Origin of the sequence: Micromonospora sp. NPDC000121 (assembly GCF_042899165.1) — a bacterium.
Classification (GTDB): Bacteria; Actinomycetota; Actinomycetes; order Mycobacteriales; family Micromonosporaceae; genus Micromonospora.
Genome location: NZ_JBIAZP010000006.1, coordinates 412,409 through 425,156 on the forward strand (window position 1 = coordinate 412,409; position 12,748 = coordinate 425,156).

Below are 12,748 nucleotides of genomic sequence, written 5' to 3' on the forward strand. Positions count from 1 at the left end.
GTCTACACCCCTCAGCTGACCGGGCCGCCGAAGGCCTCGATACGGTCACCGTCAGCCAGCTTCACCATCGCCCGCTTGGTGTCCTTGCGCTTGCCGAACCCGGTGCGGGTCCGCTTGCGCTTGCCCTCGCGGTTGAGCGTGTTGACCGTCAGGACGCGGACGTTGAAGATCTGCTGGATAGCGATCTTGATCTCGGTCTTGTTCGCGTCCGGGTGCACCAGGAAGGTGTACCAGTTGCGGTTCAGCTCGCTGTAGCTCTTCTCCGAGACGACCGGCGCCACGATGATGTCGCGCGGGTCGGCGATCGTGCTCACTTGCCACCCTCCTCGGTGGTCTCGGCGGGAACACCGAGGAACTCGTCCAGGGCGTCCTTCGTGAAGACCACGTCGTCGGCCACCAGCACGTCGTACGTGTTGAGCTGGCCGGCTTCGATCAGGTGCACCCGCGGCTCGTTGCGCAGCGACACCCAGTTCAGCTCGTCGGTGCTGCTCAGCACGACCAGCACCCGGCGGGCGTCGGTCAGCTTGGCCAGCGTGGCCAGGGCGGCCTTGGTCGACGGCTTCTCGCCAGAGACGAACGCCTCGACGACGTGCACCTGCCCGGCGCGGGCCCGGTCCGACAGGGCGCCACGCAGGGCGGCGGCCTTCATCTTCTTCGGGGTGCGCTGGCTGTAGTCGCGCGGCACGGGACCGTGCACCACGCCACCGCCGGCGAACTGCGGCGCGCGGATCGAGCCCTGCCGGGCACGACCGGTGCCCTTCTGCTTGTACGGCTTCTTGCCGCCACCGGCGACCTCGCCGCGGGTCTTGGCCTTGTGCGTGCCCTGCCGGGCCGCCGCGAGCTGGGCCACCACGACCTGGTGCATCAGCGCGACATTGGCCTGGACGTCGAAGATGTCGGCGGGCAGCTCGACGGAGCCGCTCTTGTTGCCTTCGACGGAGAGGACGTCAACGGTGGTCACTTGGCCACACCGCCCTTCTTCACCTTGGTCTTGGCCGCGGTGCGGACCAGGACCAGCGCGCCCTTGGGGCCGGGGATGGCACCGCGGACGAGCAGGAGGTTGTTCTCGGTGTCGACCGCCTGGACGGTCAGGTTCTGGACGGTGTAGCGCACGCCACCCATCCGGCCGGCCATCCGGGTGCCCTTGAAGACACGACCCGGGGTGGCGCAGGCGCCGATGGAGCCCGGCGAGCGGTGCTTGCGCTCGACACCGTGGCTGGCGCGCAGACCGTGGAAGCCGTGACGCTTCATCGGGCCGGCGTAGCCCTTGCCCTTGGTCTTGCCGGTCACGTCGATCGAGACACCGGCCGGGAACTCCTCGACCGTGACCTCCTGGCCGAGCGAGTAGTCCGCCGCGTCGGCGGTGCGCAGCTCGACGATGTGCCGGCGCGGCGCGACGTCGGCCTTCGCGTAGTGCCCGCTGATCGGCTTCTTGACCTTGCGCGGGTCGATCGTGCCGTACGCCAGCTGGACCGCGGAGTAACCGTCCTTCTCGGCGCTACGAACCTGGCTGATGACGCACGGGCCGGCCTGAACCACGGTCACCGGGACAACGCGGTTGTTGTCCCAGACCTGGGTCATGCCGAGCTTTGCGCCCAGGATCCCCTTGACTTGCCTGTCCATTTGTCCGGTCCCTACAGCTTGATCTCGATGTCGACGCCAGCCGGCAGGTCGAGGCGCATGAGCGAGTCGACCGTCTTCGGGGTCGGGTCGATGATGTCGATCAGCCGCTTGTGCGTGCGCATCTCGAAGTGCTCGCGCGAGTCCTTGTACTTGTGCGGCGAGCGGATAACGCAGAAACGGTTGATCTCCGTGGGCAGCGGCACCGGGCCCGCGACCTGCGCCCCGGTACGCGTCACCGTCTCGACGATCTTCCGAGCCGAGGAGTCGACGACCTCGTGGTCATAGGCCTTGAGCCGGATGCGGATCTTCTGTCCCGCCATGGTGGCTTCTGTTCCTTCTCTCGATGCCGCTGTGTTGCGGGCGCCTGTACCGGCTGGTACAGGCCCTCTTCGCCGACCCCCGCGGTCGGGCGTGTCGCGCCCTCGGGTCAGGCTCCGCCCCGGGACTCCGGAGCGATTCTGACCGCGCGGTGGGTCAAGGCGCCGATCGCACTACCGCGACCTGAACGCCGTGCGAGGGTGGTTGACGGACGGGCCGCCAACCACCCTACGCCCGACTGTCCTGCAGCCCGGAGGTTCGACGAAAGCCGAACACGGGCAGCGAACTGTCGTTACGCAACCTGACTAGTATGCCGCACGACCGGCGGCGGGTCTAATCGGGGTTACCTAGCTCACTTGATGATCTTGGTGACGAACCCGGCGCCGACAGTACGGCCACCCTCGCGGATCGCGAACTTGAGGTTCTCCTCCATGGCGATGGGCTGGATCAGCTTCACCGTCATGGTGGTGTTGTCACCCGGCATGACCATCTCGGTGCCCTCGGGGAGCGTGACGACACCGGTGACGTCCGTGGTCCGGAAGTAGAACTGCGGACGGTAGTTCTGGAAGAACGGGGTGTGCCGGCCGCCCTCCTCCTTGGAGAGGATGTAGACCGTCGCCTCGAACTCCGTGTGCGGGGTCGTGGTGCCCGGCTTGATGACGACCATGCCGCGCTCGACGTCCTCGCGCTTGATGCCACGCAGCAGCAGACCGACGTTCTCACCCGCGCGGGCCTCGTCGAGCAGCTTGCGGAACATCTCGATGCCGGTGCAGGTCGTCTTCATCGACTTCTCGCGGATGCCGACGATCTCCACCTCCTCGTTCGGCTTGAGCACGCCGCGCTCCGCGCGACCGGTGACGACGGTGCCACGACCGGTGATCGTGAAGACGTCCTCGATCGGCATCAGGAACGGCTTCTCGGTCTCGCGCTCCGGCTGCGGGATCGCGGTGTCGACCGCGGTCATCAGGTCCAGCAGCTTGCTGGTCCACTCGGGGTCGCCCTCGAGGGCCTTCAGCGCCGAGACCCGGACGACCGGCAGGTCGTCACCCGGGTAGTCCTGGTTCGACAGCAGCTCGCGGACCTCGAGCTCGACGAGCTCCAGGAGCTCCTCGTCGTCGACCATGTCGCTCTTGTTGAGCGCCACGACGATGTACGGCACGCCGACCTGGCGGGCCAGCAGCACGTGCTCGCGGGTCTGCGGCATCGGGCCGTCGGTCGCCGCGACCACCAGGATCGCGCCGTCCATCTGCGCGGCACCGGTGATCATGTTCTTGATGTAGTCGGCGTGACCGGGGCAGTCGACGTGCGCGTAGTGCCGCGCCTCGGTCTGGTACTCGACGTGCGCGATGGAGATCGTGATGCCGCGGGCCTTCTCCTCCGGCGCCTTGTCGATCTCGTCGAACGGCGTGTACGGGTTGAGGTCCGGGTACTGGTCGTGCAGGACCTTGGTGATGGCCGCCGTCAGCGTCGTCTTACCGTGGTCGATGTGACCAATGGTGCCGATGTTGACGTGCGGCTTAGTCCGCTCGAACTTCGCCTTCGCCACTGGTGTCCTCCTGTGGACTTCTTGGTTCGTTCGCCCCGGCGCGCCGGTCGGCGCTTAGGACTCTGTCGACAGCCTTTCCGGCCTGACGGCCGGAGAGCCTTTGTGGGTTCTGCGGCGATGAAGCCTACAGGCCCGGATTCACGCAATCCGACCGAGGTGGCCGCGGGCGGGAAGCCCCTCCCGCGACCAGCCCCGGGTCATCGGATCAGCTCAGGTGAGCGTCACTCACCCGTCGCCTTGGCGATGATCTCCTTCGCTACCGAGGCCGGAACCTCGGCGTAGGAGTCGAACTGCATGCTGTAGCTAGCCCGGCCCTGGGTCTTCGACCGCAGGTCGCCGACGTAGCCGAACATCTCCGACAACGGCACCAGGGCCCGGACGACGCGGGCGCCGCTGCGCTCCTCCATCGCCTGGATGATGCCACGGCGGGAGTTGAGGTCGCCGATGACGTCACCCATGTTCTCCTCAGGAGTGGTGACCTCAACGGCCATCATCGGCTCGAGCAGCGCGGGGTCGGCCTTGCGGGCCGCCTCCTTCATCGCCATCGAGCCGGCGATCTTGAACGCCATTTCCGACGAGTCGACCTCGTGGTACTGGCCGTCCACCAGGGTGAGCTTGACGCCCACCAGGGGGAAGCCGGCGAGGATGCCGTACTGCATGGCGTCCTGCGCGCCCGCGTCCACCGACGGGATGAACTCCCGGGGGATGCGGCCACCGGTCACCGCGTTGGCGAACTCGTAGGTCGGCGCGTCGTTGCCCAGCGGCAGCGGCTCCAGGCTGATGATCACCCGGGCGTACTGGCCGGAACCACCGGTCTGCTTCTTGTGGGTGTACTCGACCTTCTCCACCTTGCGGCGGATGGTCTCGCGGTACGCCACCTGCGGCTTACCGATGTTGGCCTCGACGTTGAACTCGCGGCGCATCCGGTCGACCAGGATGTCCAGGTGCAGCTCGCCCATGCCGGAGATGACCGTCTGACCGGTCTGGTCGTCCAGCTTGACGCGGAAGGTCGGGTCCTCCTCGGCCAGCCGCTGGATGGCGGTGCTGAGCTTCTCCTGGTCGGCCTTGGTCTTCGGCTCGATGGCGACCTCGATGACCGGCTCCGGGAAGGTCATCGACTCCAGGATGACCGGGTTCGCCGGGTCACACAGCGTGTCGCCGGTGGTGGTCTGCTTCAGACCCTGCACCGCGATGATGTCGCCAGCCTGGGCCGAGCTGCGCTCTTCCCGCTTGTTGGCGTGCATCTGGTAGATCTTGCCGATCCGCTCCTTGCGGTCCTTGGTGGAGTTGACCACCTGGGAGCCGGACTCGAGCGTGCCGGAGTAGATCCGGACGTAGGTGAGCTTGCCGAGGTGCTTGTCCGTCTGGATCTTGAAGGCGAGGCCCGAGAACGGCTCCGACTTCGACGGCTTGCGCTGCATCGGGGTCTCGCCGTCGGTGGCCGTGCCCTCGATCGCCGGGATGTCCAGCGGCGACGGCAGGTACGCGACGACGGCGTCCAGCATCGGCTGGATGCCCTTGTTCTTGAAGGCGGTGCCGGTGAGGACCGGGTTGGCCTTGCCGGCGATGGTGGCCCGGCGGATGGCGGCCTTGATCTCCTCGACGGAGATCTCCTCGCCCTCCAGGTACTTCTCCATCACCGCGTCGTCGACGTCGGCCAGGGTCTCCATGAGCTTCTCGCGCCACTCGGCGGCGGAGTCGGCGAGGTCGGCCGGGATCTCCTCGACCGCGTAGTCCTCACCCTTCTGGGTCTCGCCGCGCCAGGTGAGCGCCCGCATCTCGACCAGGTCGACGACGCCGATGAAGTCGGACTCGGCGCCGATCGGGATCTGGAGCACCAGCGGGGTGGCGTTGAGCCGGTCGATCATCATCTGCACGCAGCGGAAGAAGTCGGCGCCGGTCCGGTCGAGCTTGTTGACGAAGCACATCCGGGGGACGTTGTACTTGTCCGCCTGCCGCCAGACGTTCTCCGTCTGCGGCTCCACGCCGGCGACACCGTCGTAGACCGCGACCGCGCCGTCCAGCACCCGCAGCGACCGCTCGACCTCGACCGTGAAGTCGACGTGGCCGGGCGTGTCGATGATCTGGATCGTGTGGCCCTTCCACTCACACTTGGTAGCAGCGGAGGTGATGGTGATACCACGCTCCTGCTCCTGCTCCATCCAGTCCATGACGGCACCGCCCTCGTGGACCTCACCGATCTTGTACGTGATGCCGGTGTAGAACAGGATCCGCTCGGTGGTGGTGGTCTTACCGGCATCGATGTGGGCCATGATGCCGATGTTGCGTACGTTGGCGAGCGCGTCTGCGGCGGCCACTTCAATCCCTACTTATCGTCGTCTCGACACAACTGGTGGCGGTTCCGGCGTCACGTGGACGCCGGAACCAGGGTGTTACCAGCGGTAGTGCGCGAAGGCCTTGTTCGACTCGGCCATCTTGTGCGTGTCCTCGCGCCGCTTGACGGCGGCACCGAGGCCGTTGCTCGCGTCCAGCAGCTCGTTCATCAGCCGCTCGACCATGGTCTTCTCGCGACGGGCGCGGGAGTAGGTGACCAGCCAGCGCAGGCCCAGGGTGGTCGCCCGGGCCGGGCGGACCTCGACCGGGACCTGGTAGGTGGCGCCACCGACGCGGCGGCTGCGCACCTCGAGGGTCGGCTTGACGTTGTCCATCGCCCGCTTGAGGGTGACGACCGGGTCGGTGCCGGACTTCTCGCGGCAGCCCTCGAGGGCGGCGTAGACGATGCGCTCGGCGAGCTGACGCTTACCGCGCAGCAGGATCTTGTTTACCAGCTGGGTGACCAGCGGCGAGTTGTACACCGGGTCAGCGACCAGCGGCTTCCGCGGAGCGGGTCCCTTACGCGGCATGTCAGCTCTTCTCCTTCTTCGCGCCGTAACGGCTGCGCGCCTGCTTGCGGTTGCGGACACCCTGGGTGTCCAGCGAGCCGCGGACGATCTTGTAACGCACGCCGGGGAGGTCCTTCACACGGCCGCCACGGACGAGCACGATCGAGTGCTCCTGCAGGTTGTGGCCGACACCCGGGATGTAGGCGGTCACCTCGATCTGGCTGCTGAGCTTGACACGAGCGACCTTGCGCAGCGCCGAGTTCGGCTTCTTCGGGGTGGTGGTGTACACGCGGGTGCACACGCCGCGCCGCTGAGGGGAACCCTTCAGCGCCGGGGTCTTGGTCTTGCTCGTCTTTGCCTGGCGGCCCTTTCGGACCAGCTGCTGGATCGTGGGCACCGGGTTTCTCCGCTCCCTTCGGCCGCTGTGTGGCGGCCGCGCCTTCTGCCGTAGCCGACCTGGTGACCGGCTCTCCTACATTCCGACCAGGGCCACCTCGCGGAGGTCCCGGCACCCGCGGTCGGGCGTGTCGCCCAGCTCACGGTCCCGGCGTCGGCGCTCGCGCGTGTCGACCGGGGTCTTTCACCGGCACACGGCAGGCCGCGCGCCGGGTCTTTGGCTTTGTCGTGCTCCCGCGCGATCTCCGGCTCGCCGGATCCAGCGCACGCACGAGTTGCCCGGGCTTGCCCGGGCACAAGGGGAAAGAGTACCTACCACAACCGCACAGGTCAAAACGGAGTGGCCGGCGGAGCGTCTCACCCGCCCGCCGATCGAACCCGTCGCGCCTGTCCGCCCGTGATGGGCACCTACGGTCACAAGTGTACCGGCTTCCCCTGGAACCGGCCCGGCGACCCCGGGGCGGCCCGCTGGCGCCCCGCCGTCGCGGCCCCGCGTCACAGGAGGCGCCACCGGCGACGCCAGCCCGCCGTCGCCGATCGTTGTCACGCCAGCGGCGCCATCCCGCCGTCGCGGCCCCGTGTCACGCCGGCACCGTCAGGACACCGTCGCCGCTCCGTGTCACGCCAGCGCCACCAGCAACGCCAGCCCCAGCCCGAGCATGCTGAGCAGCAGGCCCGCCCCGCCGCAGCTCACGCCGGCCACGGCCAGTCCCCGCCCGGTGAACCGGACCGCCGGCGGCGGCGCCGCACGGCGGATCTGCCGCAGCCCGAACAGGCCGGCGACGATCGCGCCAGCCCCCGCCAGCACGCCCAGCACGGTGAAGGCGCCGGCCGCCCAGGCGCCGCCCATGGCGGCGACCGCGCCGAAACAGACCACCAGCAGCGCGACGAGAATCGAGACGATCCCGGCCACCAGGGAACCGACCGCGAGGCCGGAGGTGACCGGGGGCACATCCAGGTGCACCACGCCGAACGGCGTGCCGGCGACCGCCTCGACCCGCTTCGGCGGCGGGCCGGGCTCGCGCGGCGGCGGCGGAGGCATCAGGGACGGGAGGGCGGCGGCGCCGCCCCAGCCGGGACCCGACCCGGAAGGCATGCCGGCACCCGCGCCGGGAGGCGAGCCGCCACCCCAGCCGGGACCCGAACCGGAAGGCACGCCGGGAGGCGATCCGGCACCCGAGCCAGGAGGCGTGCTCCAGCCGCCCACCGCGGGCGGTGGGGCGTACCCCGTCGGGGCGGACGGGGCAGCCGCGTCGGGCCGCGCCCACTGCCCCACGTCGGGCGGGGCGACGTCCGGGTGCGCGGCGGGGGGCGCCGCGGGGTCGCTGCCCGGGAAGCGCGCCGGTTCCGTCACGGATCCTCCTGTCGACGTCTCGGCGTCCACCGCCGCGCGACGGACACCGGGCCAGGCTACCGCCGGCGGGCGGGCGACCCGCTCCCGGCGCGACCCGTTCGCCCGGGCGGTCAGTCCACGTTCGGCGCGAAGTCCTGCCCGTAGGGCGTGTCGGCGAGGCGGACCACCCCGACCACCACCGCGGCCACCAGGGTGACCGCGACCAGGACCAGGCCCGTCCAGGCCAGCCGCTCCCCCTGGCGCAGCCAGGCCGCGCCGGTCAGGAAGCCTCCCGACGCGTACGCCTCGCGGCGCGCCTGCCGGGCGAGCAGGAGCGCCACCGTGGCGGGCACCACGCCGCCGACGAACAGGCCGGTCAGCGCGCCGATCAGGCCCAGCGCGAAGACCGCCTTCGCCTTGGTGGCCCGGGCCGGGTCCGGGTCGAGCGGATGGCGCGGCGGCACCGGCGGGGCGACGGGCGCCTGCCCGGGTGCGGTCGTCATGCCCACCATCATGCCCCGGCCCCGCCGGGACCGGCCGGCCGATCCCCGGGACGCGACGAGGCCCCCGGCGGCTGCCGGGGGCCTCGTCGTCCGTGCTGTTTAGCGGTACGACCCGAAGTCGAAGTCGTCCAGCGGAACCGCCTGACCGCTGGCCGGCCCGAAGCCGTAGTCGGTCTCCGGGTAGCCGGTCATCGAGTAGACCTTGGCCTTCGCCTCCTCGGTCGGCTCGACCCGGACGTTGCGGTACTTGCTGATGCCCGTACCGGCCGGGATGAGCTTACCGATGATCACGTTCTCCTTGAGGCCGACGAGCGAGTCGCTGCGCGAGTTGATCGCCGCGTCGGTCAACACCCGGGTGGTCTCCTGGAAGGAGGCCGCCGAGAGCCAGGAGTCGGTGGCCAGCGAGGCCTTGGTGATACCCATCAGCACCGGGCGACCGGCGGCGGGCTCGCCGCCCTCGGAGACGAGTCGGCGGTTCTCCGACTCGAACAGCGCCCGGTCGACCAGCACGCCCGGCAGGAACTCGGTCGAGCCGGAGTCGATGACCGTCACCCGCTTGAGCATCTGGCGGATGATGATCTCGATGTGCTTGTCGTGGATGAGCACACCCTGCGAGCGGTAGACCTCCTGGACCTCCTGGGTCAGGTGGACCTGGACCGCGCGCGGGCCAAGGATGCGCAGCAGCTCGTGCGGGTCGATGGTGCCCTCGGTGAGCTTCTCGCCGACCTCGACGTGGTCCCCGTCGTGGGTCCGCAGCCGGACCCGCTTGGAGATCTTGTCGTAGACGATCTCGTCGCTGCCGTCGTCCGGCACCACGATGATCTTCCGCGACCGCTCGCCGTCCTCGATCCGGATCCGACCCGGGGTGTCGGCGATGGGCGCCTTGCCCTTCGGGACCCGGGCCTCGAAGATCTCCTGGACACGGGGCAGACCCTGGGTGATGTCCTCACCCGCGACACCACCGGTGTGGAAGGTACGCATCGTCAGCTGCGTACCCGGCTCACCGATCGACTGGGCGGCGATGATGCCGACCGCCTCGCCGACGTCCACAGTCTTGCCGGTCGGCAGCGAGCGGCCGTAGCACGCACCGCAGACGCCCAGCTTCGACTCGCAGGTGAGCACGCTGCGCACCCGGACCGTCTCCACCCCGGCGGCGACGATCTTGTCGACCAGGATCGAGTTGATGTCCTGACCCCGCTCGGCGACGACGGTGCCGTCCGGCCCCTTGATGTCGTCGGCCAGCGTCCGGGCGTGCACGCTGGTCTCGGCGTGCTCGTGCACGACCAGCTTGCCGTCGATCCGCTCGCCGATCTGCATCGGGATGGCGCGGTCGGTGCCGCAGTCCTCCTCGCGGATGATCACGTCCTGCGAGACGTCCACGAGACGACGGGTCAGGTAACCCGAGTCGGCGGTACGCAGGGCGGTGTCCGCGAGACCCTTCCGGGCACCGTGCGTGGAGATGAAGTACTCCAGCACGGACAGACCCTCCCGGTAGCTGGCCTTGATGGGCCGCGGGATGATCTCACCCTTCGGGTTGGCCACCAGACCACGGATCGCCGCGATCTGCCGGAGCTGGAGCAGGTTACCGCGGGCACCCGAGTTGATCATCTTCCACAGCGGGTTCTCCTGCGGCAGCGCGGTGTCCATCTCCTTGGCGACCTCGTTGGTCGCCTTGGTCCAGATCTCGATGAGCTCGCCGCGGCGCTCCTCGGCGGTCATCAGACCACGCTGGTACTGCTTGTCGATCCGGTCGGCTTCCTTCTCGTACCGCTCCAGGATCTCCCGCTTGCGCGGCGGAGCGATGACGTCCTCCATGCCGATCGTCACGCCGGACCAGGTGGCCCAGTGGAAACCGGCCTCCTTGAGCCCGTCCAGGGTGGCCGCGAGGGCCACCTTGGGGAAGCGCTCGGCGAGGTCGTTGACGATCGCGGAGAGCTGGCCCTTGCGGATCTCGTAGTTCACGAAGCGGTAGCCCTGCGGCAGCGTCTCGTTGAACAGCACCCGGCCGAGGGTGGTCTCCACGGTCAGCGGGTCGCCCTCGACCCAGCCCTCCGGGGCGGTCCACGGCTCGGCGCCGGCACCGTTGTCGACCCCGACCACGCCACGCAGCCGGATCTTCACCGGAGCCTGCAGGTGCAGCTCGCCGTTGTCGAAGGCCATCCGGGCCTCGGCGTCCGAGCTGAACGCCCGGCCCTCGCCCCGCTCACCGGCGGTGAGGTGGGTGAGGTGGTAGAGGCCGATGACCATGTCCTGGGTGGGCATGGTGACCGGCTTGCCGTCGGCCGGCTTGAGGATGTTGTTCGACGACAGCATCAGGATCCGCGCCTCGGCCTGGGCCTCGGCGGACAGCGGCACGTGCACCGCCATCTGGTCACCGTCGAAGTCGGCGTTGAACGCGGTGCAGACCAGCGGGTGGATCTGGATGGCCTTGCCCTCGACCAGCTGCGGCTCGAAGGCCTGGATGCCCAGCCGGTGCAGGGTCGGCGCCCGGTTCAGCAGGACGGGGTGCTCGCCGATGACCTCTTCGAGCACGTCCCACACGACCGGCCGCTGCCGCTCGACCATCCGCTTGGCGGACTTGATGTTCTGCGCGTGGTTGAGGTCGACCAGCCGCTTCATCACGAAGGGCTTAAACAGCTCCAGCGCCATCTGCTTGGGCAGGCCGCACTGGTGCAGCTTGAGCTTCGGGCCGACCACGATCACCGAACGGCCGGAGTAGTCGACGCGCTTGCCCAGCAGGTTCTGGCGGAACCGGCCCTGCTTGCCCTTGAGCATGTCGGACAGCGACTTGAGCGGGCGGTTACCCGGGCCGGTGACCGGCCGGCCGCGACGGCCGTTGTCGAACAGCGCGTCGACGGCCTCCTGGAGCATCCGCTTCTCGTTGTTGACGATGATCTCGGGCGCGCCGAGGTCGATCAGCCGCTTGAGGCGGTTGTTCCGGTTGATCACGCGGCGGTACAGGTCGTTCAGGTCCGAGGTCGCGAAGCGGCCACCGTCGAGCTGCACCATCGGGCGCAGGTCCGGCGGGATGACCGGGACGCAGTCCAGCACCATGCCGAGCGGCGAGTTGCGGGTGTTCAGGAACGCCGCGACGACCTTGAGCCGCTTGAGCGCCCGGATCTTCCGCTGGCCCTTGCCGGAGCGGATGGTCTCGCGCAGGCTCTCGGCCTCGGCGTCGAGGTCCATGTTCTGGACCAGCGCCTTGATGGCCTCGGCGCCCATGCCGCCGGTGAAGTACTCGCCGAACCGGTCCCGCAGCTCGCGGTAGAGCAGCTCGTCGGTGACCAGCTGCTTCGGCTCCAGCTTGCGGAAGGTGTCGAGCACCTCGTCCAGGCGGTCGATCTCGCGCTGGGCCCGGTCGCGGATCTGGCGCATCTCGCGCTCTCCGCCCTCCTTGACCTTGCGCCGGACGTCCGCCTTGGCACCCTCGGCCTCCAACTCGGCCAGGTCGGCCTCGAGCTTGGCGGCCCGCTTCTCGATCTCCGAGTCGCGGCTGTTCTCGGCCTGCCGCTTCTCGGCCAGGATCTCGTTCTCGATCGTCGAGAGGTCGCGGTGACGCGCCTCGGCGTCCACGCTCGTCACGACGTACGAAGCGAAGTAGATGATCTTCTCGAGGTCCTTGGGGGCGAGGTCCAGCAGGTAGCCCAGCCGGCTCGGCACGCCCTTGAAGTACCAGATGTGGGTCACCGGAGCGGCGAGCTCGATGTGGCCCATGCGCTCACGGCGGACCTTCGACCGGGTCACCTCGACGCCACAGCGCTCGCAGATGATGCCCTTGAAGCGGACCCGCTTGTACTTACCGCAGTAGCACTCCCAGTCCCGCTGCGGACCGAAGATCTTCTCGCAGAAGAGCCCGTCCTTTTCCGGCTTCAGGGTGCGGTAGTTGATCGTTTCAGGCTTCTTGACCTCGCCGTGCGACCACTGACGGATGTCGTCGGCGGTGGCGAGGCCAATGCGCAGCTCGTCGAAGAAGTTGACGTCGAGCACCATGTCCCCTATGTCGTCGTCTGTACTGCTAGCTAGTGGGTGGGGTGGGGGGGGGGGGGGGGCGCCCCCCCCCCCCCCCCCCCCCCCCCAACACAACCCCCCCCCGCCCCCCCCCCCCCCCCCCCCCACCAACCCCACCCCAAAACCCCCCCCCCCCCCAACACAAAACCCCCCCCCCCCCCCCCCCCACACAAAAAAA

General features: G+C 69.1%; 11 protein-coding genes. All 11 read right to left on the reverse strand.

Annotated elements, in window-relative coordinates; all coding sequences use genetic code 11:
• Positions 1-11: 11 nt before the first annotated feature.
• Positions 12-314: a 50S ribosomal protein L23 gene (rplW, locus tag ACFY23_RS20245; protein ID WP_076466668.1), complete on the reverse strand. Its 303-nt coding sequence runs from the start codon at positions 312-314 to the stop codon at positions 12-14.
• Positions 311-961: a 50S ribosomal protein L4 gene (gene rplD, locus ACFY23_RS20250; RefSeq protein WP_350681998.1), complete on the reverse strand. Its 651-nt coding sequence runs from the start codon at positions 959-961 to the stop codon at positions 311-313. The genes rplW and rplD overlap by 4 nt, the downstream gene beginning before the upstream one ends.
• On the reverse strand, positions 958-1,623 hold the full coding sequence (gene rplC, locus ACFY23_RS20255) for a 50S ribosomal protein L3 (protein WP_350682000.1): 666 nt from the start codon (positions 1,621-1,623) through the stop codon (positions 958-960). Before rplC ends, rplD begins: the two co-directional genes overlap by 4 nt.
• A gap of 11 nt (positions 1,624-1,634) precedes the next feature.
• The gene (gene rpsJ, locus ACFY23_RS20260) at positions 1,635-1,943 is read right to left on the reverse strand and encodes a 30S ribosomal protein S10 (protein WP_007073037.1); all 309 of its coding nucleotides are present in this window, start codon (positions 1,941-1,943) and stop codon (positions 1,635-1,637) included.
• 350 nt (positions 1,944-2,293) lie between these two features.
• The gene (tuf, locus tag ACFY23_RS20265) at positions 2,294-3,487 is read right to left on the reverse strand and encodes an elongation factor Tu (protein ID WP_350682002.1); all 1,194 of its coding nucleotides are present in this window, start codon (positions 3,485-3,487) and stop codon (positions 2,294-2,296) included.
• Positions 3,488-3,708: 221 nt separating this feature from the next.
• The gene (gene fusA, locus ACFY23_RS20270) at positions 3,709-5,805 is read right to left on the reverse strand and encodes an elongation factor G (protein WP_350682004.1); all 2,097 of its coding nucleotides are present in this window, start codon (positions 5,803-5,805) and stop codon (positions 3,709-3,711) included.
• 75 nt (positions 5,806-5,880) lie between these two features.
• Positions 5,881-6,351 carry a 30S ribosomal protein S7 gene (gene rpsG / locus ACFY23_RS20275; protein WP_013735957.1) on the reverse strand — a complete coding sequence of 157 codons (471 nt, stop codon included), beginning with the start codon at positions 6,349-6,351 and terminating at the stop codon, positions 5,881-5,883.
• 1 nt (position 6,352) lies between these two features.
• Positions 6,353-6,727, reverse strand: a complete 375-nt coding sequence (rpsL, locus tag ACFY23_RS20280) for a 30S ribosomal protein S12 (protein ID WP_014440718.1) — start codon at positions 6,725-6,727, stop codon at positions 6,353-6,355.
• Between the two features lie 618 nt (positions 6,728-7,345).
• Positions 7,346-7,768: a hypothetical protein gene (locus tag ACFY23_RS20285; protein ID WP_350682015.1), complete on the reverse strand. Its 423-nt coding sequence runs from the start codon at positions 7,766-7,768 to the stop codon at positions 7,346-7,348.
• 422 nt (positions 7,769-8,190) lie between these two features.
• Positions 8,191-8,562 carry a hypothetical protein gene (locus ACFY23_RS20290; RefSeq protein WP_350682007.1) on the reverse strand — a complete coding sequence of 124 codons (372 nt, stop codon included), beginning with the start codon at positions 8,560-8,562 and terminating at the stop codon, positions 8,191-8,193.
• Between the two features lie 99 nt (positions 8,563-8,661).
• The gene (locus ACFY23_RS20295; protein ID WP_350682017.1) at positions 8,662-12,549 is read right to left on the reverse strand and encodes a DNA-directed RNA polymerase subunit beta'; all 3,888 of its coding nucleotides are present in this window, start codon (positions 12,547-12,549) and stop codon (positions 8,662-8,664) included.
• Between the last annotated feature and the right edge of the window lie 199 nt (positions 12,550-12,748).